Below are 21,979 nucleotides of genomic sequence, written 5' to 3'. Positions count from 1 at the left end.
GCCCAGGCGACCATGCCGCACCCGCCGACGGCGCGGTCTCAGTCGGCGCGCCTGCCGCGCAGCACGGCGCGGAGCCGCTCCACCACGTCGGAGAAGCGCGCCTCCATGCCGTGCCTGGTCGGATGGTAGTACTCCCGGCCCGCCACGGCGTCCGGCGCGTACTGCTGTTCGACCACCCCGCCGGGGAAGTCGTGGGCGTAGCGGTAGCCCTTCCCGTGGTCGAGCTTGGCCGCGCCCTTGTAGTGCGCGTCGCGCAGGTGCGGCGGCACCGGGCCGACCAGCCCTCGCCGTACGTCGGCGCTCGCCTCGGTGATCGCCGTGATCACGGCGTTGGACTTGGGCGCCAGGGACAGGTGGATCACCGCCTGGGCGAGGTTGATGCGGGCCTCCGGCAGGCCGACGAACTCCACGGCGTGCGCGGCGGCCGTCGCCGTCTGCAGGGCCGTGGGGTCGGCCATGCCGATGTCCTCGCTCGCGTGGACGATCAGCCGCCGGGCGATGAAGCGCGGGTCCTCACCGGCCTCGATCATGCGGGCGAGGTAGTGCAGCGCCGCGTCGACGTCGGACCCGCGGATGCTCTTGATGAACGCGCTGACCACGTCGTAGTGCTGGTCGCCCTCGCGGTCGTAGCGGACCGCCGCCCGGTCGACCGCCTTCTCCAGGACGTCGACGTCGATGGCCGCGCCGTTCGGGGCGACGTACGAGGCGGCCTCCAGGTACGTCAGCGCCCGGCGCGCGTCCCCGCCCGCCAGGCGTACGAGGTGGTCCTCGGCGGGCTCGGCGAGCTTCACCGCGCCGCCGAGGCCGCGCTCGTCGGTCAGGGCCCGGCGGATCACCTCGCGGAGCTGGTCGTCGCCGAGCGGCTGGAGCGTCAGCAGGAGGGAGCGGGACAGCAGCGGGCTGATGACGGAGAAGAAGGGGTTCTCGGTGGTCGCGCCGATGAAGGACACCCAGCGGTTCTCGACGGCGGGCAGCAGGGCGTCCTGCTGGGCCTTGTTGAACCGGTGCACCTCGTCGACGAACAGCACGGTCTGCCGGCCGCCCATGCCCAGCTCGCGCTTTGCCACGTCGATGGCGGCGCGGACCTGCTTGACGCCGTCGGAGACCGCGGAGATCTCCACGAACCGGCGTTCGGTCGCCTGGCTGACGACGTACGCGAGGGTGGTCTTGCCGGTGCCGGGCGGCCCCCACAGCACCAGGGACATGGGGACGTCCCGCTCGACCAGCTGGCGCAGCGGGGTGCCGGGGCCCAGGAGGTGCTCCTGGCCGACGACCTCGTCGAGGCCGCGCGGGCGCATCCGTACCGCCAGCGGCGCGTTGGCCTGCTGCGCCTCTTCGGCGGGCGTGTCGAAGAGGCTGTCGGCCTGTTCAGGTTCCCTGCGCACCACGCCTCGACACTATCCGTTCGCCGAGGCCGCTCAGCGCGACGGAGGCGATCACCACGACGGCTGCTCCCCCTTTCGCCGTCCGGGGAGTACCCGCACGACGGCGGATCTCCCTCGTGATCGGCAAGAGGCTCTCGTACGTCTCCGGTCCCGCCCGCAGCAGGGTCGTGGTCCGGTGCGATCGACGGCCACGCCCTCGGTCGGTCAGGGCAGGCGGAGGACGCGCGTGATCCGCGCGGCACCGCTCAGGCGGACCAGGGGGCCCGGCGGGCCGGGCCGCGTGGTGGCGGTGATCGTCGCAGGAGTGCCGAGGCGGTCCCCCATGTCCACGGTGACGCCGGTGACGCCCCGGTCGGCCAGGTCGGCGGCGAGGCAGGCGGTGCTGTTGGCGTTGGCGACGTCCTCGGGGACGCCGATCGAGGGGGCGAACATGCGGGCCGCGGCCCGGCCGGTGGCCTCGGGCATGGAGTAGACGTAGCAGCCCAGGAGGCCGAGCCTGTCACAGGCGGCGCGGAGTCGTTCTTGATCCGGGTCGAGCGTGGCGAGTGCCGAGCGCGTGGCGACGGGAACCAGCAACCGCGGCCTTCCCACCGCGGCGATCCGCGTACCGGGCATGAGGATGTCCGGAGCGACGCCGAGGGTCGGCAGGACGAGGTCACGCTCGATCGCCGTGGGCTCACGCAGGTCGACGGGGCCGGTGTCGAAGGAGGCCGTGATCTTCCCGTTCTGCGGTACGGCCCGGCCGGTGAAGGCGCGTCCCGACGTGTGCAGCGTCGTGCGGTGGTCCCCGCCCCCGGCGCGTTCGGCGAGGAAGGCCAGGGCCGCGACCGTTCCGTGACCGCACGCGGGCAGTTCCCCTTCGGCGGTGAAGAATCGCAGGGCCGCCACGGGCCCATCGGGTCCGTCGTGCGCGGAGACGAAGACCGCGTGCGAGGTGCCCATCAGGACCGGCACGCGGCGGCGTTCGCCGTCGGTCAACGGCGCCTCCTCCATCACCGCGGTCGGACTGCCGCCTCGCCCGTCACGCAGGCACGCGTGGACGATCGTGATTCGCGACCCGTCCCCGCTCATCACAGGTCCTTCTCGCCGGACCGCTCGGCTCCGGCCCGCCGAGGCGGTTCCGGCGATCCGGGGACCAGGGCGACCTTGCGGTGCGGGACACGGAACAGCGTGAGCGGCGCGTACGGGACGCCCGTGGACGTCCACCGGCGGAGCGCCCGGCCGGCGGAGGCGGGATGAGCCGGATTGAGTGGTTCGATGCCCGACATTCGAGCCCTCCTGCTTCGAGTTCCGAATCACCATGATGCTTCGACGAACTCCAGCCGCTGCGAGCGCGTGTGCTCCAGGGTGCTCAGCACCCGGTTCGGCGCACCGACCGCCGCCCGTCTGGCCGCCCGGCACGATGACGGCTACCGCCTCACCCCTCGGTCGTCGCCTCGGTCAGGGACGGGTACGCGCGCTGATGCGGGGGCCGGCGTACTCGTCGTCGGTGACGTGCTCCAGCCAGTCGACGTCGTCGGTCTCCCACAGCGCCAGGTGGACCATGAACCGGTCGGGGGCGGCACCGTGCCAGTGCTCCTCGCCCGGCGGCGTCCAGATCACCTCCCCGGGGCGGGCTTCGATGATCTCGCCGCCGCGGGACTGGATCAGGGCGGTTCCCTCCACGATGTAGAGGGTCTGGCCCAGGCCGTGGGAGTGCCAGGCGGTCCGGGCGCGAAGCGGACCATGTTCGCCCGCGCGCGGGAGGGCTCCTCGCCCCGGTAGATCACGTCCGCCCAGGCGTCGCCGGTGAACCACTGCTCGGGCAGCTTCATCGTCGGGGGCTGCTTCAGGATCTCCATCGAATCTCCTTGTTCGGTGCACCGCCGCGCAGGCCGCGCGGCCGGGTACGGGCGGGGTGGTCAGGCGGCCGGGCCGGTTTCCTCGACGATGCTCTTCAGCCGGGTCACCGCGCTCATGGCGTTCGGCCAGCCGGCGTAGAAGGCCAGGTGGGTGAGGGCCTCGACCAGTTCGTCCTTGCTCAGGCCGTTGTTCAGCGCCGTGCGCAGGTGGAAGTCCAGCTGTTCGGTGCGGTACAGCGCCGCCAGCGTGGTGACGGTGACCAGGCTCCGGTCGCGCGGGGACAGCCCCGGACGCTCCCACACGTCCCCGAACAGGACCTCATCGGTCAGTTCCACCAGCTTGGGCGCGAATTCGCCGAGCAGCGTACGGGCGCCCGAGGGCTGCGTGCTCTCTGTCATCGTCATGCCTTTCGATGTGGCCGGTCATAGGGGCCGGGGAGGCGGGCCGCGCACCCCGGGCATCGACCAGGAAACCGCCGGCCGGGCCGGTGAGGGAGTTCCTGCCGTTCGGTGTACTGACAGAACACCCCAGGACCTTCGGAACCCGCCTAACCTCGGAAGACATGGACAACCGCCGGGAGGTCCGCGAGTTCCTGGCCTCGCGGCGAGCCAAGATCACCCCGCAGCAGGCCGGGCTGCCCGCCTACGGCGGTCACCGGCGCGTTCCCGGCCTGCGCCGCGAGGAGGTCGCCATGCTCGCCGGGGTCAGCGCCGAGTACTACGCCCGCCTGGAGCGGGGCAACCTCGGCGGGGTCTCCGAGAGCGTCTTGGAGGCCCTCGCCCGCGCCCTTCAGCTGGACGAGGCCGAGCACGCCCACCTGTTCGACCTCGCCCGGACCGCCAACGCCACGCCCCGCACCCGCCGCCGCCCCGCGCAGCAGCAGATCCGGCCCGGCATCCGGCACCTGCTGGACTCGATGACCGACACGGCCGCGTACGTCCGCAACGGGCGGCTGGACATCGTCGCGTCCAACCGGCTCGGCCGCGCCCTGTACTCACCGGTCGTCGACGACCCGGTCCGGCCCGTCAACCTCGCCCGGTTCCGCTTCCTCAACCCCCGCGCCGGCGACTTCTACCCCGACTGGGAGGAGTCCGCCCACACCACCGTGGCCCTGCTGCGCACCGAGGCCGGCCGGGATCCGTACGACCGCCCCCTGACCGACCTCGTCGGCGAGCTCGCCACCCGCAGCGAGGAATTCCGCACCCTGTGGGCCGCGCACGACGTCCGTCTGCACCACACCGGCGTCAAGAACTTCCACCACCCCGTCGTCGGCGACCTCGCCCTCCCCTTCGAGGCGATGCCCCTGCCCGCCGACCCCGGTCTGACCCTCACCGCCTTCAGCGCCGAACCCGGCACCCCGGCCCACGACGCGCTCAGCCTGCTCGCCGCCTGGGCCGCCACCACCGACCGGACGCGGCCGGCCCGGCCGGAGGGCCAGGCCCGCACGTCGGACGGCTGATCTCCGCCCGGATCGAGGACCGGTGGGGCGCGAACGGACCGTCACGGTCCGGGGCTCACCGGCGGCGGGGTCGTGAGCCGGTCGGGTGGGGGCGGCGTTAGCCTTGGCGGCGTGACCCCCTCCTCGATCGACGACCTCCTGGCGATCACCGGAGGCCACCCTCTGATCCGCAGTGTGCACCCCGAGCGACGCGGCAGGGCCTGGCGCGCGGATGGAGCGGTCGCGTTCCTGCACCTGAATCCCGACCGTGCCACGGTCCGGCGGGTCGTGGGGCTGGGCACGCCCGAGGCGGTGGCCGGCCTGCTGACCGGGCTGCGCGGTGAGCTGCCCGCGAACGTGTACGTCAACGTGCCGCGCGGCACCCCGCTGCCGCTGGCGGACCCGGTCGACTGGCAGTGGCGGGTCGCGTACGAGGCGCCGCCGCGCCGGCCCGGCGAGGACCTGGTCGACTGGCACGGCGACACCGACGCGATCACGGAGCTGCTGAAGCGCACCGGTCCGGACTGGTCGGTCTGGCCTCGTAACGGCAGGGCCCGCCGCTGGGCGGCCGTGAGGGGTGAGGACGGTGGGCTCCTGGCCTGTCTCGCCGACACGACGACCTCCCCGGAGATCGGCCAGGTGGCGGCGATCGCGGTGCGCCCGGAGGCCCGACGCCGGGCGCTGGGCGCGTCGATCACGACCTGGGCGATGCGCCGGCTGCTCGCGGAGGGCTGCGACGGGGTGGGCCTGGGGGTCTACGGGGACAACACGGCGGCCATGCGGCTGTACGACCGGCTCGGCTTCGACGACGAGGCCCGCACCAGCGGGCGCCTCCCGGCTTAGTCTCCCGGCGCGTACTGCGCCGCCCCGTGGCCGAACAGTGACTGCTGACGATACGCCCCCGCCGGCCAGCCGCCCATCGGTCACGCGGCCTCGGCCGCACCGACCCGGCGTGGGTCCGCGCACGCCGCCATGACACCGGTGGCCGGGTCCAGGGTGATGCCCTCGAAGTTCCCGGTGAGCGCGTACCAGGGGTTGGTCACGCGCGTCCACAGGCGTTCCCGCCCGGCCCAGGCGCGGAACTCCCGCAGCACCTCCGGCGCGAGGCCGGCCTCCAGCAGGTTGCCGGGCTCCCAGCCCCGCTCGGGCGAGTGCGGACGGGCGCCGAACCGCGGCGCCTGCACGGACTCCTCGATCGTCATGCCGAAGTCCAGCAGGTTCACGACGTTCTGCAGCACACAGGCCACCAGGGACACCGACGGCGACCCGGAGACGAGTACCGGCCTGCCGTTCCGGAGGACGATGTTGGGCGCGAGGTAGACGCAGGCCCGCTCGCCCGGCTGCGGCATCACCCGCTGGAAGAAGGAGCCGCCTCCGGACAGCTGGAAACCCTCGCAGAACAGCCCGTTCACCCAACCGGACGCCATGTGGGAGTGGGTGACCGAGGCGATGTCGCCGTTGCGGTCCACCACGGAGACGTGGATGGTGCCGGGGGTCGGCGGCGCGGCGCCGAGCGGAGGCCGGGACGACAACAGCGCCATCCTGGTGCGGGCGTACTCCTTGGACAGCAGCAGCGCGAGCCGCTCTCCGTCCTGCTCCGGGCCGTGCTGCCGGGGCGGCGCGTAGTACACGGTGTTGTGCACCTGGACCAGCAGTTTCAGGCACTCCGGTGACGCGGACGGCGGGCCGAGCCGCGCCACGTCCACGGTCTCCAGCATGTTGAGGGCCTCGACGAGCTGGGCGCCCCCGTCGTCCGGCGGCGGGGAGGCGACGACCTCGGCCCCGCGGTACGTGCCCCGTACCGGTTCCTGCAGGAGCACGCGGTACTGCTCGAAGTCCGCCGGCCCGATGACCCCGCCGTCGGAGCGCACGGTCTCGCAGAAGGCACGGGCGAAGTCGCCGAGGTAGTAGTCCATGCCCTCGTCGCGCAGCCGCTCCAGGGTGCGGGCGGCCCGCTCCTGCCGGATGACCTGCCCGGGCATCGCCAGGTGCCCGTCGGGGAAGAATACCTCGCGCATCTGCTCGGACGCGCCCAGGTCGGCCTGCGCTCCGTACATGAGCCCGAAGAGGAACGGGTTGACCTCGAAGCCCTCCCGCGCGACCGCGATCGCGGGGGCGAGCAGGCGGGTGACCGGCAGACTGCCGAACCGGCGCCGCGCCTCGTCGAAGGCGGGCCACCAGCCGGGCACGGGAACACCCCTCCCCCGTGTCAGGTCCGCCCCGGTGAAGTCGGGCAGCGGTGCCAGCGGCGCGTTGACGTTGCCGTTGAGGTACACGGTCGCGCCGTCGGCCGCCCGGCGGTGCAGCATGCTGAGTCCGCCGGTGAGCGACGTCATGTGCGGCTCCACGACCAACTGCGCGGCGGCGGCGGTGAGCGCCGCGTCGCAGGCGTTGCCGCCCTCGCGCAGCACGTCGCGCGCGGCACGGGCCGCGATCGGATGCGAGGTCACCACCATCCCCGACGTGCCGGTGACCAGGGGTTTACGCCCATAACGGGCCGGGAGCGCGGTGTCCATGTATTTCCTTCCGATGTTCGACACGGGGGTACGCGGCCGGGCGGGCCGGGTCCGGGCGCCCCCGCCGCCCGGACCCGGCCGCCACCGGGGAGGCCGCTACGCGGCGGCCGGGAGCCCTCGCGCCTCGTCGATGGCCTTCGGCAGCGCGAAGCCGGCGACGAGCGCGGAGACCAGGCAGAAGAACGTCATGTACCAGCCGAAGGACACGTCCGTGCCGGTGAGCCCGTGCAGCCAGGCGGCGAGCAGCGGCGCGGTGCCGCCGAGGAGCGTCGTTCCGACGTTGTAGTTGAGGGCCGAGGCCGTGCCGCGCACGTGCGCCGGGTAGCTCATGACGTACGCGGTGGTGAGCGGCCCGCCGATGATGTTGTTGATCACGGTGAAGACGACCACGGCGATGAACGCGAGGACCACCGAGCCCGACTCGATGGCGAGGAAGGTCGGCACGGTGAAGATGACGAACACCGAGTAGCCCGCCACCAGCAGGCGCCGTCCACCGTGCCGGTCGGCCATGCGGCCGCCCCAGATCGCCGCCGGTGCTCCGACGACGTACGTGAGGATGGCGGCCAGCAGTGCCTGGTCCTCGCCGAAACCGTTCTGGACGAGCGCGGTGACGAAGTAGCTCTGGATCACGAAGGAACCGATCCGCTGACCGGCCCCCAGACCGATCGCGCGGAGCATGTCGAGCCAGTGTTCGCGCACCGCCTCCCGGAACGGCGTCTGCTTGACGGTCTCCGCCTTCGCCTGCGCCATCACCCGCTGGAATTCCGGGGTCTCGGTGACGTGTCTGCGGATGTAGATGGTCACCAGCGACAGCGGCGCCGCCAGGAGGAACAGCACCCGCCAGCCCCAGGAGTCGAAGGCGTGCTCCGGGACGGCCAGGATCATGACGTACGCGACGACCGAGGCGAGCAGCGGGCCGAGCGAGGTCGAGCCGACGCACAGCCCGGACAGGTAGTTGCGGCGCCGGTCGCCGTGCTCCAGCAGGAAGTCGGCGGCCGCGGTGTACTCGCCGCTGGCGCCGACGCCCTGGACGACCCGGCACACGGCGAGCAGGGCGGGCGCGGCGACGCCGATGGCCGCGTAGGAGGGCAGCAGCCCGATGGCCACGGTCCCGACCGACATCAGCATGATCGTCAGCGTCAGGACGTACTTGCGTCCTTTGACGTCGCCGATGCGGCCCATGAGGGTGCCGCCGATCGGGCGGACCGCGTACGAGAGGATCAGGGCGAGGTAGGTCGAGATCAGGCCCGCGGTGGAGTCGCCGCCGGCGAAGAACCGCCGGGCGATGATCACCGCCAGGATGCCGTAGAGGGCGTTGTCGTACCACTCGACGGTGTTGCCGAGGACGGCGGACAAGAGGATCCGGCGCCATGAGATGGCGGTCGGCGGGGCTCCGGTGTGGTCGCGGGCGGGACCGGAGGCGGGAGTGCCGGCGGAGTCGCCGTTGGACGGCGCTGCGGTGTGGCTCACCGGACCTCTCCTTTCTGGGGGGTGGGGGGAGACGCCGGCCCGCAGTGGCGGGCCGGTGGGCCGGGACGGGAGTGCGGTGTGGCCGGGACGGGCGATGCGGTGCGGTGCGGTGCGGTCGGGGATGGCGTGCGGCGGTGCCGGGTCAGGACTCCTCGGTGGGGAGAGCGATCTCGCCGTAGTGCTCGCGCGCCTGCTCGGGGGAGATCACCTGCTCGCGGATGTCGCGCCGCACCTGTTCGGGCGAGCGTTCGGCCGGGTCGCCGTAGCCGCCGGCGCCGGCCGTCACGATGCTCACCCGATCGCCGGGCTGCAGCACGGTGTGGCCGTGCACCACGGGCCGGGCTCCGTCGCTGAGCTCGACGCGGGCACTGGCGCCGGGCCGTCCGCCGAACAGGCCCCAGGGCCGGGAGGCCCGCCGGCTGGTGTCCAGCCAGAACTGCACGTCGGAGTCCTCGACGCGCACGGTGCGGCGGATGCCCATGCCCCCGCGGTGCCGCCCCGCGCCGCCGGAGTCCTCGACGAGCTCGTATGCCTCGACGACCAGCGGATACTCGGTCTCCAGCGACTCCACCGGGAGGTTGGAGGTGTTGGTGACGTGCACCTGCACGCCGTCCAGCCCGTCCTTGGTCGCACGAGCGCCTGAGCCGCCGCCGATGGTCTCCAGATAGACGAAGTACCGGCCGGTGCGGGAGTCCAGCCCGGAGAAGTGCACTCCGGTGTTCGCGCCGTTGGCGGCGGCGGTCACCCGCTCGGGCACCGCCGGTGCCAGGGCCCCGTGCACCAGGTCGACGACGCGCTGGCAGGTCTCGGTACGGCCGTTGACGGCGGCGGGCTCGACACAGTTGACGATGGAGCCGAGCGGCGCGTCGATGCGGATCGGGCGGTGCAGGCCCGCGTTCGACGGGATGTCCGGGTCGACCAGGGTCTTCACCGCGTAGTAGACGGTGGCGTACAGGGCCGTCCACACCATGTTCACCGAGGCCCGGACCTGATCCGGATTGCCGGCGAAGTCGAAGTGCAGCTCGTCGCCGGTCACCGTGACCGTCAGCCGCAACTCGAGCTCATCGTCCAGCTCGGGGCAGTCGAACCGGTCGCGGAAGGTATAGGTGCCGTCCGGTACCTCCGCGATCGCGGCGCGGGTGCGGCGCTCGGTGTAGTCGAGCAGCGCCGCCGCCGTGGCGATCATGGTGTCGCGGCCGTAGCGCCCGGCCAGCTCGGTGTACCGGGCGGTCGCGAGCCGGTTGGCGGCGAGCTGGGCGCGGAAGTCGGCGCGCCGCTCGGCCGGGACCTGGCAGTTGGTGAGGATCAGCCGGAAGACGTCCTCCTGGATCCTGCCGTCGCGGGCGAACCGCACCGGCGGGATGCGCAGGCCCTCCTGGAAGATGTGGGCGTGGCCCCGGTCCCCGAAGTCGGCGTGATGGGCCAGGTTGGCGGCCCAGGCGGTCAGCAGGCCGTCCACGAACACCGGCGTGACCAGCACCATGTCGGGCAGGTGGGAGCCGCCGCCGGAGTACGGGTCGTTGCTGATGAAGGTGTCGCCGGGGAGGATCTCCTCGACGGGGAAACGCTCCAGGACGGCGGAGACGACGCCGATCAGTGAGCCGAGGTGGATCGGCGAGGCCTGCTCGGACTGCGCCAGCATGTGGCCGTCGGCGCCGAACAGGCCGGCGGTGCAGTCCCGGCGCTCCTTGATGTTGCTGGAGTAGGCGGCGCGCACCAGGGTCTCGCCCATCTCCTCGACGATGGAGGACAGGGCCGAGCCCATGACCTCGACCAGCACGGGGTCCGGTGCGGCTGTGCTCTTGGCGTTGGCGTTCATTGCGTTCCTCGGGGCGGGCCGGAAGGCGGGTCGGGTCAGGCCGTGGCGGCGACGGGCTCGGCGATGGCGACGACGAGGTTGGAGTGCTCGTCGACCGTGAGGGTGTCGCCGGGCAGCAGGAGGGTCGTGGTGTCCATCTGCTCGACCACGGCCGGTCCCGTGACGCGGTTGCCGGGGCGCAGCCGGTCGCGCCGGTAGATGGGGACGGGCGTGAAGCCGCCCAGCTCCGGCAGGTACACCTCACGGCTGCCGGCGACCGCGGCGGAGGCGTCCGCACCGGCCGGCTCCTGCCGGGCCGGCGCGGCCTTCGGGACCGCGCCCACGCCCTGGACCCGGAAGGTGACGATCTGGACGGGCTCCTCGGCGGAGGAGTAGCCGTACATGCGCTCGTGCTCGGCGGCGAAGGCGTCGAGCACGCCGCGTACGGCGGCCGCGTCCAGCTCGCCGTCGGGCACGGGCACTGCGATCTCGTAGTTCTGTCCGACGTAGCGCAGCTCGGCGGCGCGCTGCAGGGTACGGTCCGCCGCGGGGATGCGCTCGTCGTCGAACCAGGCGCGCGCCTCGGCGGCGAGCTCGGCGTACACCGCGCCGAGCCGCCCGGCGGAGTCCTCGTCCAGCGGCTGGATGCGCGTACGTGAGAAGTCCGCGCGCACGTCGGTCATGAGCAGGCCGAGGGCGGACTGCGCGCCCGGCGTCGGCGGGATCAGCACGGTGCGCATCCCCAGCTCGCGGGCGAGCCGGGAGGCGTGCAGCGGTCCCGCGCCACCGAAGGGCACCAGGGTGTAGTCACGGGGGTCGTAGCCGCGCTGCACCGAGATGACGCGGATCGCGCGGGCCATGTTCGCGGTGACCACGCGCAGGATGCCCTGGGCGGTCTCCTCGGTGCCCAGGCCGACGCGGGCCGCGATCCGCTCGACGGCCGCACGGGCGGCGCCCTCGTCGATCCGTTTCCGGCCGTCCAGGAGGTACTCGGGGTTGAGGACGTGCAGCACCACGTTGGCGTCGGTCACCGACGCCTCGGCGCCCCTGCCGTAGCAGGCGGGGCCCGGGTCGGCGCCCGCGCTGGCCGGGCCGACCTTGAGGTGACCGCCGGCGTCCACCCAGGCCAGGGAGCCGCCACCGGCGCCGACCGTGTGAATGTCGAGCATCGGGCTGCGGATCGGCCGGCCGTCCAGCTCCATGCCGGTGGTGACCTTCGGCTCGCCACCCTGCACCAGGGACACGTCGGAGGACGTGCCGCCCATGTCGAAGGTGATGATGTCGGGGTGCCCGGCGGCGGCGCAGATGCCGGCCGCTCCGACCACGCCGGTGCTCGGGCCGGACAGGACCATGCGCACCGGCAGTGCCTCGGCCGCCTCGAACGGGATGATGCCGCCGTTGGACTGGGTGACGTGCGGGACCACGGCCAGGCCCTGCTCCGCCAGCCGCCGGCGCAGGCCGGCCAGGTAGTCGGCGACGATCGGGCCGACGTAGGCGTTGGTGGCCACGGTGGACAGCCGCTCGTACTCGCGGAACTCCGGCAGCACCCGGCTGGACAGCGACACGTACGCGCCGGGCAGTTCCTCGGCGAGGATCTCCCCGATCCGCTCCTCGTGCTCGGGGTGAAGGAAACTGTAGAGCAGGCAGACCGCCACGGCCCGGACGTCCCGTTCGCGCAGCACCTTGGCGGCGGCCCGTACGTCCTGCTCGTCCAGCGGCGTCTCCACCCGGCCGTCGTGCCGGACCCGCTCGGTGACCTCCAGCCGCAGGTCGCGCGGCGCGAACGGGGCGGGCTTGTCGGCCTGCAGGTCGTACAGGCGCGGGCGGCGGCCGCGGCCCAGTTCCAGCAGGTCGCGGAAGCCACGAGTGGTGATCACGGCGGTCCGCACGCCGTGGCCGGTGAGCAGCGCGTTGGTGCCCACGGTCGTGCCGTGCGCGAAGTACGACACCTCGGCCATGGACCGGTCGCCGGCCTGCTCCAGGATCTGGCGTACGCCCTCGACGATGGCCAGCCCGGGGTCCTGCGGAGTGCTGGAGACCTTCCGCACGTGCACGGTCCCCGTCACCTCGTCATAGGCGACGACGTCGGTGAAGGTGCCTCCGGTGTCGACGCCGATGCGCAGTGTCATGTCGTTCCTCCGATGGTGCTCGCGTGGGGGGTGCGGTCGTCCGGGGCCGGCCCGATCCCGGGCGTCCGCGCGGCCGGGCGCGGCGGGCGGACGGGACCGGGCGGCTCGGGCGGTTCCAGGGGGACGCCGTGACCGAACCCGCCGTGCTCCTCGCAGGCGCGCGCCGCCGCCGCCGCCGCGGCGGCCAGGCCCGGCGTCGGATCCCCGCCGCCGGCGAGCGCCACCAGCAGCGTGCCGATGAACGCGTCTCCCGCGCCGAGACTGTCCACGACCTCCACCGGCCGCGCCGGCTGCCGCCACACGGTGGCGCCGTCGCTCAGCCACGCCCCGTCGCGGCCCCGGGTGACCAGGGCCCAGCCCGCGCCGCGGGCCACGGCCTCGGCCAGCAGCCCGCGCACCTCCCCGTCGTCCAGGCCCGCTCCGGAGAACGCGGCGAGGTACAGGTGGGGCACCAGGTCCGGGGCCCAGGGCGCGTCACGCTGCTGGGAGAAGTCGAACGACACCCGGGTCCGCCGGGCGATCCGCGGAACCTGCTCGATCAGCGAGCCGCTGTAGGCGGTATGCACGATGTCATGGGCGGCCAGGCCGGCGATCTCCGCGTCCGTCAGCCGGAAGCGGGAGACGCCGTCGGACGCGCCCTCGAAGACCCGGTCGCCGTCGACCAGGCCGATCTGGGCCCAGGCGTTCGGACCGGACGCGGTCCGCACCTCGCCGGTGTCGACGTCCTCCGCGCGCAGCGCCGCGCGCACGGCCCGGCCGGCGGCGTCGTCTCCGGTCACCCCCAGATAGGCGGCGCGGGCACCGGCGCGCCGAGCGTAGACCGCGACGTTGACCGCGTTGCCGCCGGGGAACATCGTTCCCAGGTCAGGATAACGGTCGACCACGTTGTCGCCGATGCCGATCAGCCGCATCAGTACTCGACCCGGTACATGTACCGGCGCTGGGCGGTGTTGTGGCCGCGCTCGGCGGCGCAGAAGTCGAGCAGCCGGCGGGAGGCGCTCGCCACGGCGAGCGGACTGATCAGACCGCGCTGCTCCTGCGGCACGCCCGGCAGGGCGAAGTCCTTCGAATCCAGCACGGACCAGGTGCGGTAGTAGCGCTCGGCGAAGGCCACCGCCCGCTCGCCCATCGGCCGGGTGGCGTCCTCGCCCACCAGCACCAGCACGGGGTGGTCGCCGACGATCTCGAACGGGCCGTGGAAGAAGTCCCCGGCGTGGACCGCCGACGCGTGCAGCCAGTTCATCTCCTGCAGGTAGCAGGCGGCCAGGGCGTTCGCGGCGCCGAAGTTCGGGCCGGCGGCGAGCACGTACACCAGTTCGGCGTCGCGCCACTGGGCGCCGACCCGTGCCCCGAGGGAGGCGACCTCCCGCTTGGCGTCCGTGAGCGCCTCCGGTACGGCGGCGACGGCCCGCCAGGCCTGTTCGGCGTCCCGCAGGGATCCGGTCGCCTCCAGGAGGGCGAGGGCCACCTGCGTGAAGTGGATGGCCTTGGGCTCGGTGACGGTGACGTCGCTCGGGTAGTCGAAGAGCACGTCGGCCTCGTCGGCGAGCGGTGAGTCGCCGGCCCGGGCGATGCCGGCCACGGTCGCGCCCGCCTTCTTCGCCACCCGCACGGCCTCCAGCGTCTCGGGGGTGGCGCCGGAGTGGGAGGAGGCGACGACGAGAGAGGTCCGGTCGAGCCCGGCGAGGGGGCGGTGGATCAGTTCCGCGGCGGTCATCCGGTGCGACACGACCGCGCCGGTGACGCTCTCCATGAGGTCCTGGGCGGGGAAGGTCGAGTAGTAGGAACCGCCGCAGCCGATGAAGTACGCCGTCTTCAGCCCCTCCCCCACCAGGCGGGCGGCCAGGTCGCGCGCCTTGCCGGCCTGGGCGACGGTGTGCTCGAGGGTGGGGGTCAGGTCGTCGGACAGCGGGATCGGGTCGACGGCGACGTCCAGCATTTCGGGGGATCTCCTCGTACGAACGGGTTCACGTACGGCCCGGGACGGCGAACGCCGTACGGGGCCGGTGTGGCTTCGCGGTTAACGGGTGAGAAGGTTCTCAGTACGGACTGAGAAGGTTCTCAGTCGCAGTGCTGAGAACCTTCTCAGCGGATCTAGACTGGTGTCAAGGGTCCGCGGCCGCGGAGACCCTCGGGAGTCACGCCCAGTGGGCGGCGTCTCCCGGGGAACGACGTCTGGAGAGCAGGGGCAGCCACGTGCACAGCAAGGGGCAGACCGGCGGGCCGCCGAGCATCGTCGAGGTCGCACGGGCCGCAGGGGTCTCCACCGCCACGGCCGGCCGGGTCCTCGGCGGATACGGCCAGGCCAGCGCGGCCTCCCGGAAGAAGGTGGAAGAGGCCGCCCAGCGGCTCGGATACCGGCCCAACGGGCTCGCCCGAAGCCTCATCCAGGGCTCGACCGAGACGATCGGCGTCATCGTCACCGACGTCGGCAACTCCTTCTTCGCCCAGGCCGTACGGGGCATCGCCGACGTGGTGCGGGCCGGCGGCTTCGAGATCCTCCTCGCCAACACCGACTCCGACCCCGAGGCCGAGCAGCGCGCCATCCAGGTCATGTGGGAGAAGCGGGTCGACGGCCTGATCATCGCGCCCGAGGGGCCGGACAGCGCCGGGCGGCTGCGCACCCTGGTCGACGGCGGCCTCCCGGTCGTCCTCCTGGACCGCCCGCTGCCGGCCCTCCCCCAGGTCGACCAGGTGCTCGTCAACAACACCGCCTGCGCCCGCAGGGCCGTCGACCACCTGATCCGCCTGGGCCACCGCCGCATCGCGGTGGTCAGCGAGGCGTCACGCGACTTCTCCCGGCTGCTCGACCCCTCCGTGGACGGCGACGGGGAGCGGCCCAGCGCCGCCCGGCTCGCCGGCTACCTCTCCGCTCTCCAGCGCGCCGGTATCCGGCCGGATCCCGACCTCGTGGTGCAGGCCCCGTACGACCGGGCCGCCGCCGAACGGGCCACCGCCCGGCTGCTGCGCCGCAACCCGTCCGTCACCGCCCTCTTCTGCACCGACAACATCCTCACCTCGGGCGCCCTCGCGGCGGTGCAGCGCAGCGGCCGCGCCTGCCCCGAGGAGATCTCCCTGGTCGGCTTCGACGACCAGGAGTGGACGACTCTGGTACGTCCCCAGCTCACGGTGGTCCGGCAGCCCCATCGCGAGCTCGGAGCCGCCGCCGCGAAGCAGTTGCTCGCGCGCGTGCAGGCACAACGCGAGGGCGGCGGCCCGGCGGATGACGAGGCCGTGCACCTGCGGCTCCAGGCGAAGCTGGTGCGCAGGGCCTCGACCGCGCCCGCCCCGGCGAGTGGCGCGTGACGGCCGGGCACCGGAGGCGTCTGGCGAGTGGCGCGTGACGGCCGGGCACCGGAGGCGTCTGGCGGGCGGCGCATGACGGCCGGAGACCAGAGGCGTCTGGCGGGCGGCTCATGGCCGCCGGAGACCAGAGGCGTCGAGCGGAAGGAAACGGGTGGAGCATGCTTCGGTACGCGGTGATCGGCGGCGGGATCGTGGGAGCGGCCCTGGCGGACCGGCTCGCCGGAGAAGGCGCGTCGGTGACCCTCCTGGAGCAGGACCGGCCCGGCCGGGCGACCAGCAGGTGGAGCCTCGCCTGGCTCAACGCCGCCGCCAAGACACCGGAGGGCTATCACCGGCTCAACGCGGACGGCATGCGCGCCTGGGCTCGCCTTGCCGCCGAGCTGGCCGGCCCCGCCTGGTACCGGCCGGTCGGCAACCTGGAGGTCGCCGACGCCGGGCGACGGGACCGGCTGGAGGCCACGGTGACCCGGGCGCGAGCGTGGGGGTACGCGGCGCGCCTGGTCGACCGGGATGAGGCGGCCGGGATCGAACCCGCCCTGCGCCTGCCGGACACGCCGGCGCGGGACCTGTCCTTCGCCTGGTTCCCGGAGGAGGGCTACCTGCTGACCGAGCCTCTGGTGGAGCGGCTGGTGGCGCGGGCCCGCCGGCGCGGGGCGCGGGTGCGCACCGGCGACGCCGGGCGGGTCACCGGACTCCAGCGCGCCGGCGATGCCGCGCGGGGCGGTCAGACCGAGCGCGCAGGCGAGGCGGGGCAGGTCACCGGAGCGGAGGGCCCCGGTGACCGGATCACCGGGGTGCGCACCGCCGCGGGCGACCTCATCCCCGCCGACGTCGTCGTCTGCTGCGCCGGGCGCTGGACTCCCGCGGTCGCCGCGATGGCGGGGATCCGCGTCCCGATCGTCGATCCGGAGCCGCCGGGCTCGACCGCGCCGGGGTTCGTGGTGCGGGTCGGCCCGGTCGACGTCCCGCCGACCCGGGTCCTGCACACGCCCGGCGTGCACCTGCGCCCGCACGGCCCGCACACGGTGCACCTGGAGGCCGGGGACGTCACGGCGGACCTGCACACTCCCGAGCCCGTCCTGCGGGACCTCGCGGACACGCTCCTGGAGCGGGCCCGGCTCGTCGTGCCGAGCCTGCGCGAGGCCCGTGTGCAGGAGTACCGGGTGTGCGTGCGGCCGATGCCGGCCGACGGCATGCCGGTGGCCGGAGCGGTCGGCGCCGTCCCCGGCCTGTACGTCGTGGTGACGCACAGCGGCGTCACCCTCGCGGCGCGCCTCGCCGAGCTCGTGAGCCGGGAGCTGCTGGAGGACGTTCGGCTGCCGGAGCTGGAGCCCTACCGGCTCGAGCGCTTCACCGAGGAATCCGGCCGCGCGGCGTCCTGACGTCCGTGACCCGCGGCCAGGCGGCCGGTCGGGACTTCGGGTGGCCGGACCCGGTGGCGGCGGCCTCTGGCCGGGGCTCCGGCCTTTCGGTCGAGATGCGCGTCAGCGGCCCTGCCGGTGTGGGCGTACGCCCGTGGCCGGCAGGCTCACCCAGCCACGGGTGAAGGCCGAGCGCAACCGGCGTGCCCCGGCGAGGTCGACTCCGACCGTGGGCTGGCGGGCGAGGAGCTCCTCGAAGGCCACCCGCGCCTGCAGCTGCGCCAGGTGCGAGCCGATGCAGAAGTGCACGCCGCTGGAGAAGCCGAGGTGCCGGGGTATCTCGCGGGTGATGTCCAGCCGGTCGGCGGTGGGCCCGAACTCGCGCTCGTCGCGGTTGGCCGCGCCGTACAGCATCATGACCTTCTCCCCCGCCGGGATCTCCACCCCGTGCAGCGTCACCGGGCAAAGCGTGGTGCGCGCCAGCCCCTGCACCGAGCCCTCCAGACGGAGGAACTCCAGCAGCGCGTTCGGGATCAGCGCGGGGTCGGCGACCAGGCGTTCGCGCTGGTCGCGATGGACGTCGAGCAGCATGACGCCGTGGGAGATGAGGTTGCCGGTGGTGTCGTTGCCGCCGGCGACCATGACGAAGCAGAAGCCGAGGATGTCCCAGTCGGTCAGGCGCTCCTCGTCCACCTCGGCCCTGATGAGCGCGCTGACGAGGTCGTCGCCGGGGTCGCGGCGGCGGGCACTGATCACCTCGGAGAAGTACTCGAACATCTCGGCCACGGCACTGACCGCGGCGGACTCCTCCAGCCGGAACCCGCCGTCCTGCAGCCCGGTCAGCGCGGAGACCCACGGGTCGAAGCGGGCGCGGTCCCGTTCCGGCACGCCGAGCAGGTGCGCCACGACGAAGGTCGGGATCGGCGAGGAGAAGTCCCGGTGCAGGTCGATCGGCTCACCGTCGGCCGCCTTGCGCTCCAGCTCGGCGATGCGCGTCCGCGCGAACGCCCGGATCAGGTCCTCCAGCGCGGCGACGCGACGTGGTGTGAAGCCTTTGCCGATCAGTGCGCGCAGGCGCCCGTGCCGGGGCGGGTCGAGCATCACGATCGTCGGCGCCAGGCCCAGGGTGCCGATCTCGTCCGGGTGGAAGGTCAACCCTTGCGCCGAGGAGAAGCGCTCGTTGTCCCGTACGGCGTTCCAGATGTCGTCGAAGCGGGACAGCGCCCAGAAAGGCGGCTCGGAGTGCCGGTGCACCGGATCGTGGTCGCGCAGCTCCCGGTACGCCGGGTACGGATCGATCTGGAACGCCTCGTCGAACGGATCGTACGTGGCGGGCGTCGTGCTCGCGGGCATCGCAACCTCGCATCGCCGGTCTGCCTGGGTAGCGTCCGTCCTTCAGACGTTGTCTCATCCGGCGAGCCGACGCAATAGACGGGAGTCTCAGACATCCGCGCCGATGCGCCGGGCGAGGTCCGGGTCGAGGGGATAGACGCGCTCGGCCGGGAGGAGGGCCTTGGCCTTCGTCGTCTCGCCATCGTGGACCAGCCGCTGGATCTTCCGCACGAGCGGAGTCACGTCCTGGATGTCGCGGATCCACTCGTCCGCGTACCGGTCGATCACGTGCCGGCTGAGGCCGACCTGGATGCTGCGAACATCGAGCTGCTGCCCGCGCAGCGTCCGCTCTGGATCCCACTGGACGCGGACACGGGCGTGCTTGAACGCCGCGCGCCATTCGGCGCTGTCGCGGTAGAGCCGCCGGTCGGCGTGGGTCAGCACCGCCTGCGACAGCGCCTCCTCCCAGCCCTTCCGGCTGATGCGGACGGCCAGGATGACCTCCTGGCCCGGCTTGCGCCCCCAGTCACTGCGCGCCATCATCCACAGGAACGACGGCTTGATCCAGGTCATGCGCGTCCGCGAGAACGGCGGCACGAACCGCCCCTGCTCGGCCGCCGGCCGCCCGATCTCCGGCCGGTACGCCTGGTAGACGACGATCGACGCCTGATCGTGATCGGCCCTGATCTCATACGTGCGCATGAGATCTCACGATCTCCAACGCGCTAACCAGGATCAACCGATTTTCGAGCGGCCGGCCGGGCGTCCGCCGCTCAGAAGGTCACCTCGAACCAGACCGTCCTCCCGCATGCGTCACCGCCTGTCCCGGAGTCGGCGGCGAGCATCCGGACGATGTGCAGGCCGCGCCCGCCCTCGGCGAAGTCCGATGTTCCGTCCCCGAAATGGGGCTTGTTCACCGGATGGCCGCCGTCGACGACCTCCACCCGGATTCGATTCTCGTCGACCTCGTCCACGATGAGGAAGACGCCCGCCGAGTCGGCGTACTTGATGGCGTTGGTGACGAGCTCGCTGGTCATGAGCTCGATGTCACGAAAGGCCCGGTGATCGCGGCCGAGCAGGCCGGCGAGCCAGCACCGCGCCTCGGCCACGGATTCCGGCGCGCTGCGAAGATTCGTACGCCCGAGGGCGCGCCTCATCGGGGCGCCGCCTCGAGCCGGTCCGCCGCCGGCCCCACCAGCCGCCTGGTCATGAGCGCCGCTCGGTGCGGGCCTCTGTCATCGGGCTCTCCTTCTCTGGATCGACTCGCTACAGATCGCAGTTGATGGAAAACTCTCCGCAAGGATGCGCTCGCCGCCGTTTAAAGCGCAAGGCGTGCGAACGCATGCCCCGCAAATTCCGTACAGCGCCAGATGTCCGCCTTGACCAGCGATTTCACTTTCGCTGGGTGGAGAAAGAGGACGATCGATGCATAACCGCCGACGCCCCACGCTTCGGTTGCGCCGTCTCGCCGCCGAGATGCGGCGCAGACGAGAAGAGTCGGGACTGACCCAGGACGAGGTCTTCGAACGCACGTCGATCAACCAGGCGACGCTCTACCGCGTGGAGAACGCGCTCAGCCGTCCCCAGGTCCGGACGCTGCGGGCCCTGCTCGATCTCTACGGCGTGAACAGCGAGCGCGCCGCCTACCTGCTCACGCTGCTCCGCGAGTCCGACCAGCGCGGCTGGCTGGAGACCATCGACGCCGACCTCCCCGAACGCCTCACGACGTACGTCGAACTGGAAGACGAGGCCCGCTCCGTCCTGAACTACGAATCGTCATTCGTGCCGGGACTTCTCCAGACCGAGGGCTACGCGCGCGCCATCATCCGTGGAGTCCTGCCGGAGGCGACCCTCGCCGAGGTCGACAGCCGCGTCGAGGTACGGCTGCGCCGCCAGGAGGTCCTCACCAGAGAGACCCCGATACGTCTCTGGGCCATCGTGGGCGAAGGCGCCCTCCGGCACCGCGTCGGTGGTAATGAGGTCATGCGGGAGCAGATGCTTCGCCTGACCGAAGTGGCGAACAAGCCCAACATCACTCTCCAGGTTCTCCCATTCGAGGCAGGAGCCCACCCGGGCATGCTCGGGTCGTTCCATGTCCTCAATTTCGGTCAGGTGGAACTCCCGGATGTCGTCTACATCGATTCGATGGCCGGCGATCTCTTCTTGGACGGGCCCGCCGATATCGACCGGTATACCGTGATTTTCGAGTACCTCCGTGCGATCGCACTCAGTCCGGAAGACTCGGTCCGCCTGATCACGAAGCTCGCGGAGGGCGGATAGACGAAAGGAACTCGGGCTCATGGACTTTGCCGACCTGCCCCCCACTCTCTGGCGTAAAAGCGCCCGCAGCAGCGGTGATGGCGCGTGCGTGGAAGTCGCCCTGGTCATCAGCGCGGGGTGGGAGCCGCTGCGCTGAGACAAACGCTCGGTGAACGCCGCGCGGACACGTCGCCTGCCCTTTGAACTCCGCGCCCGTGGGGCCTTTGCCGAGCGTTCGGTACGGCCGATCTTGTCGGCGGCGGTTCCTACAGTCGGCCGCGTGACTGAAAGATCCTCTACGGACGCCTTCGCCCGGCTGCCCGCCGACCTGCCCGCGGGGCGCCTCGTCTCCGCGGCCGACTGCTACTCGTCCGACAAGCACAGCGACGCACCCGCGCTCTGGGTCAGTGACGAACCCCTGGAGCACGCGGCCGCGTGGTGGCGCCGTCTCGAAGCGCAGCGGGCCGAGACCGGGCTGTTTCCGGTGTTCCTGATGTTCTACGAGGACATCTGGTACCCGGGCGAAGGCCCCTTGGACGACTCGGCGTTCGACGTGACGGCCTACTTCCGGCAGGAGTGGGAGCGCTACGTACGGCAGAAGGCGGAGTGGGATGCCGCTCCCCCGCTCGAGATCCCCGAGGACGTGGAGCCCTGGCCCGATGATCCGGGGCCGCCGTTCGCTACCTGGCCGGGTCTGGCCGCCGGGTCGACACCGACCCGCGACGTGGGCGACCATGCCGCCGCCATGGCGGCCGAGCTCGCGCAGGACGGACAGCCGCGCCGTCTTGCTCTCGTCCCCGTGGAACGGAGCGCGGACGTCCTGCTGACCATCGGCTTCTGCGGATGCAACAACCACGTGGACGTGGATCACCTCTGGGCGGTGATCCGGTCCTGGAGGAGCGCTTCGGCACCCGGCTGATCGCCGTCGACGGGGGCACCGTCCATGTGTCGGTCGCCGCTCCCCCGTGCCCGGAGGAGGCGGACCGGCTCGCGCTGGAGCACTACCTCGTCTGCCCGGACAACATCGAGCAGGACTTCTTCGTCGTCTTCGCGACGTACGCCGAGAAGCTCGTCACCGCGCCCCGGTGGAGCTTCTGGTGGGACTGACGACGGCGGGGATCCCATTCGGGGATCCCCGCCGTC

Annotated in this window: 23 protein-coding genes; 8 read left to right on the top strand and 15 right to left on the bottom strand. The window is 72.5% G+C overall.

What is annotated here, in order from left to right; all coding sequences use genetic code 11:
• Positions 1–38 precede the first annotated feature (38 nt).
• From NDW01_RS38295 to NDW01_RS38270, 6 genes are all read right to left on the bottom strand, one after another.
• Positions 39–1,388, bottom strand: a complete 1,350-nt coding sequence (locus NDW01_RS38295) for a replication-associated recombination protein A (RefSeq protein WP_252829306.1) — start codon at positions 1,386–1,388, stop codon at positions 39–41.
• A 201-nt stretch (positions 1,389–1,589) separates the two neighbouring features.
• On the bottom strand, positions 1,590–2,456 hold the full coding sequence (locus NDW01_RS38290) for a PhzF family phenazine biosynthesis protein (RefSeq protein WP_252829305.1): 867 nt from the start codon (positions 2,454–2,456) through the stop codon (positions 1,590–1,592).
• Entirely contained in the window at positions 2,456–2,653 is a 198-nt protein-coding gene (locus tag NDW01_RS38285; RefSeq protein ID WP_252829303.1) for a hypothetical protein, read from the bottom strand. The genes NDW01_RS38290 and NDW01_RS38285 overlap by 1 nt, the downstream gene beginning before the upstream one ends.
• A gap of 172 nt (positions 2,654–2,825) precedes the next feature.
• Positions 2,826–3,050, bottom strand: a complete 225-nt coding sequence (locus NDW01_RS38280; RefSeq protein WP_252829301.1) for a cupin domain-containing protein — start codon at positions 3,048–3,050, stop codon at positions 2,826–2,828.
• Positions 3,032–3,226 (bottom strand): cupin domain-containing protein, encoded by a 195-nt coding sequence (locus NDW01_RS38275; RefSeq protein WP_252829299.1) that lies wholly within the window; start codon positions 3,224–3,226, stop codon positions 3,032–3,034. The genes NDW01_RS38280 and NDW01_RS38275 overlap by 19 nt, the downstream gene beginning before the upstream one ends.
• A 60-nt stretch (positions 3,227–3,286) precedes the next feature.
• Positions 3,287–3,625 (bottom strand): carboxymuconolactone decarboxylase family protein, encoded by a 339-nt coding sequence (locus NDW01_RS38270; RefSeq protein WP_252829298.1) that lies wholly within the window; start codon positions 3,623–3,625, stop codon positions 3,287–3,289.
• 164 nt (positions 3,626–3,789) lie between these two features.
• Between NDW01_RS38270 and NDW01_RS38265 the strand changes: the two genes are divergently transcribed.
• The gene (locus NDW01_RS38265; RefSeq protein WP_252829296.1) at positions 3,790–4,686 is read left to right on the top strand and encodes a helix-turn-helix transcriptional regulator; all 897 of its coding nucleotides are present in this window, start codon (positions 3,790–3,792) and stop codon (positions 4,684–4,686) included.
• Positions 4,687–4,797: 111 nt separating this feature from the next.
• Positions 4,798–5,508 carry a GNAT family N-acetyltransferase gene (locus NDW01_RS44105; RefSeq protein WP_252829294.1) on the top strand — a complete coding sequence of 237 codons (711 nt, stop codon included), beginning with the start codon at positions 4,798–4,800 and terminating at the stop codon, positions 5,506–5,508.
• Between the two features lie 80 nt (positions 5,509–5,588).
• On the opposite strand, the gene NDW01_RS38255 is transcribed toward NDW01_RS44105, so the two are convergent.
• The 6 genes from NDW01_RS38255 to NDW01_RS38230 all read right to left on the bottom strand — a co-directional run bounded on the left by NDW01_RS38255 (position 5,589) and on the right by NDW01_RS38230 (position 14,517).
• Positions 5,589–7,181, bottom strand: a complete 1,593-nt coding sequence (locus tag NDW01_RS38255; protein WP_252829292.1) for a gamma-glutamyltransferase — start codon at positions 7,179–7,181, stop codon at positions 5,589–5,591.
• 96 nt (positions 7,182–7,277) lie between these two features.
• On the bottom strand, positions 7,278–8,651 hold the full coding sequence (locus tag NDW01_RS38250) for an MFS transporter (RefSeq protein WP_252829290.1): 1,374 nt from the start codon (positions 8,649–8,651) through the stop codon (positions 7,278–7,280).
• Positions 8,652–8,793: 142 nt separating this feature from the next.
• Positions 8,794–10,470 (bottom strand): hydantoinase B/oxoprolinase family protein, encoded by a 1,677-nt coding sequence (locus NDW01_RS38245; RefSeq protein WP_252829288.1) that lies wholly within the window; start codon positions 10,468–10,470, stop codon positions 8,794–8,796.
• Positions 10,471–10,505: 35 nt separating this feature from the next.
• The gene (locus tag NDW01_RS38240; RefSeq protein ID WP_252829287.1) at positions 10,506–12,578 is read right to left on the bottom strand and encodes a hydantoinase/oxoprolinase family protein; all 2,073 of its coding nucleotides are present in this window, start codon (positions 12,576–12,578) and stop codon (positions 10,506–10,508) included.
• Positions 12,575–13,489 (bottom strand): PfkB family carbohydrate kinase, encoded by a 915-nt coding sequence (locus NDW01_RS38235; protein ID WP_252829285.1) that lies wholly within the window; start codon positions 13,487–13,489, stop codon positions 12,575–12,577. The genes NDW01_RS38240 and NDW01_RS38235 overlap by 4 nt, the downstream gene beginning before the upstream one ends.
• Complete coding sequence (locus NDW01_RS38230; RefSeq protein ID WP_252829283.1) at positions 13,489–14,517, bottom strand: SIS domain-containing protein; 1,029 nt, start codon at positions 14,515–14,517, stop codon at positions 13,489–13,491. The genes NDW01_RS38235 and NDW01_RS38230 overlap by 1 nt, the downstream gene beginning before the upstream one ends.
• Positions 14,518–14,774: 257 nt before the next feature.
• On the opposite strand from NDW01_RS38230, the gene NDW01_RS38225 reads away from it, so the two are divergent.
• Together NDW01_RS38225 and NDW01_RS38220 are read left to right on the top strand one after the other, a co-directional pair.
• Positions 14,775–15,884, top strand: a complete 1,110-nt coding sequence (locus tag NDW01_RS38225; protein WP_252829281.1) for a LacI family DNA-binding transcriptional regulator — start codon at positions 14,775–14,777, stop codon at positions 15,882–15,884.
• Between the two features lie 158 nt (positions 15,885–16,042).
• Positions 16,043–17,266: an NAD(P)/FAD-dependent oxidoreductase gene (locus NDW01_RS38220; RefSeq protein WP_252829280.1), complete on the top strand. Its 1,224-nt coding sequence runs from the start codon at positions 16,043–16,045 to the stop codon at positions 17,264–17,266.
• 102 nt (positions 17,267–17,368) lie between these two features.
• Here NDW01_RS38220 and NDW01_RS38215 read toward each other — a convergent pair whose 3' ends face one another.
• The 3 genes from NDW01_RS38215 to NDW01_RS38205 all read right to left on the bottom strand — a co-directional run bounded on the left by NDW01_RS38215 (position 17,369) and on the right by NDW01_RS38205 (position 19,734).
• Positions 17,369–18,598, bottom strand: a complete 1,230-nt coding sequence (locus NDW01_RS38215) for a cytochrome P450 (RefSeq protein ID WP_252829279.1) — start codon at positions 18,596–18,598, stop codon at positions 17,369–17,371.
• Positions 18,599–18,685: 87 nt separating this feature from the next.
• A complete protein-coding gene (locus tag NDW01_RS38210) occupies positions 18,686–19,279 on the bottom strand; it encodes a DUF4291 domain-containing protein (RefSeq protein WP_252829278.1) in 594 nt (197 codons plus the stop codon).
• Between the two features lie 71 nt (positions 19,280–19,350).
• Positions 19,351–19,734 carry an ATP-binding protein gene (locus NDW01_RS38205; RefSeq protein WP_252829277.1) on the bottom strand — a complete coding sequence of 128 codons (384 nt, stop codon included), beginning with the start codon at positions 19,732–19,734 and terminating at the stop codon, positions 19,351–19,353.
• Positions 19,735–20,002: 268 nt separating this feature from the next.
• Between NDW01_RS38205 and NDW01_RS38200 the strand changes: the two genes are divergently transcribed.
• The 4 genes from NDW01_RS38200 to NDW01_RS38190 all read left to right on the top strand — a co-directional run bounded on the left by NDW01_RS38200 (position 20,003) and on the right by NDW01_RS38190 (position 21,943).
• Entirely contained in the window at positions 20,003–20,857 is an 855-nt protein-coding gene (locus NDW01_RS38200) for a helix-turn-helix domain-containing protein (RefSeq protein ID WP_252829276.1), read from the top strand.
• Between the two features lie 19 nt (positions 20,858–20,876).
• Complete coding sequence (locus tag NDW01_RS44565; RefSeq protein WP_406567799.1) at positions 20,877–20,993, top strand: DUF397 domain-containing protein; 117 nt, start codon at positions 20,877–20,879, stop codon at positions 20,991–20,993.
• Between the two features lie 123 nt (positions 20,994–21,116).
• Positions 21,117–21,755 carry a DUF4253 domain-containing protein gene (locus NDW01_RS38195; RefSeq protein WP_252829275.1) on the top strand — a complete coding sequence of 213 codons (639 nt, stop codon included), beginning with the start codon at positions 21,117–21,119 and terminating at the stop codon, positions 21,753–21,755.
• Positions 21,680–21,943: a DUF4253 domain-containing protein gene (locus tag NDW01_RS38190; protein ID WP_252829274.1), complete on the top strand. Its 264-nt coding sequence runs from the start codon at positions 21,680–21,682 to the stop codon at positions 21,941–21,943. The genes NDW01_RS38195 and NDW01_RS38190 overlap by 76 nt, the downstream gene beginning before the upstream one ends.
• Positions 21,944–21,979 lie beyond the last annotated feature (36 nt).

It is taken from the genome of Actinoallomurus soli, assembly GCF_024055715.1.
Classification (GTDB): Bacteria; Actinomycetota; Actinomycetes; order Streptosporangiales; family Streptosporangiaceae; genus Actinoallomurus; species Actinoallomurus soli.
Note: the sequence above shows the minus strand (reverse complement) of the source record. Positions and strands in the feature narration are given on the sequence as shown.

Bases quoted from the DNA above. Each gene is read 5' to 3' on its own strand.
- NDW01_RS38290 (WP_252829305.1), bottom strand. From the start codon at position 2,456: ATGAGCGGGGACGGGTCGCGAATCACGATCGTCCACGCGTGCCTGCGT.
- NDW01_RS38285 (WP_252829303.1), bottom strand. From the start codon at position 2,653: ATGTCGGGCATCGAACCACTCAATCCGGCTCATCCCGCCTCCGCCGGC.
- NDW01_RS38275 (WP_252829299.1), bottom strand. From the start codon at position 3,226: ATGGAGATCCTGAAGCAGCCCCCGACGATGAAGCTGCCCGAGCAGTGG.
- NDW01_RS38270 (WP_252829298.1), bottom strand. From the start codon at position 3,625: ATGACAGAGAGCACGCAGCCCTCGGGCGCCCGTACGCTGCTCGGCGAA.
- NDW01_RS38265 (WP_252829296.1), top strand. From the start codon at position 3,790: ATGGACAACCGCCGGGAGGTCCGCGAGTTCCTGGCCTCGCGGCGAGCC.
- NDW01_RS38255 (WP_252829292.1), bottom strand. From the start codon at position 7,181: ATGGACACCGCGCTCCCGGCCCGTTATGGGCGTAAACCCCTGGTCACC.
- NDW01_RS38245 (WP_252829288.1), bottom strand. From the start codon at position 10,470: ATGAACGCCAACGCCAAGAGCACAGCCGCACCGGACCCCGTGCTGGTC.
- NDW01_RS38240 (WP_252829287.1), bottom strand. From the start codon at position 12,578: ATGACACTGCGCATCGGCGTCGACACCGGAGGCACCTTCACCGACGTC.
- NDW01_RS38235 (WP_252829285.1), bottom strand. From the start codon at position 13,489: ATGCGGCTGATCGGCATCGGCGACAACGTGGTCGACCGTTATCCTGAC.
- NDW01_RS38230 (WP_252829283.1), bottom strand. From the start codon at position 14,517: ATGCTGGACGTCGCCGTCGACCCGATCCCGCTGTCCGACGACCTGACC.
- NDW01_RS38220 (WP_252829280.1), top strand. From the start codon at position 16,043: ATGCTTCGGTACGCGGTGATCGGCGGCGGGATCGTGGGAGCGGCCCTG.
- NDW01_RS38215 (WP_252829279.1), bottom strand. From the start codon at position 18,598: ATGCCCGCGAGCACGACGCCCGCCACGTACGATCCGTTCGACGAGGCG.
- NDW01_RS38210 (WP_252829278.1), bottom strand. From the start codon at position 19,279: ATGCGCACGTATGAGATCAGGGCCGATCACGATCAGGCGTCGATCGTC.
- NDW01_RS38205 (WP_252829277.1), bottom strand. From the start codon at position 19,734: ATGAGGCGCGCCCTCGGGCGTACGAATCTTCGCAGCGCGCCGGAATCC.
- NDW01_RS38200 (WP_252829276.1), top strand. From the start codon at position 20,003: ATGCATAACCGCCGACGCCCCACGCTTCGGTTGCGCCGTCTCGCCGCC.
- NDW01_RS44565 (WP_406567799.1), top strand. From the start codon at position 20,877: ATGGACTTTGCCGACCTGCCCCCCACTCTCTGGCGTAAAAGCGCCCGC.
- NDW01_RS38190 (WP_252829274.1), top strand. From the start codon at position 21,680: ATGCAACAACCACGTGGACGTGGATCACCTCTGGGCGGTGATCCGGTC.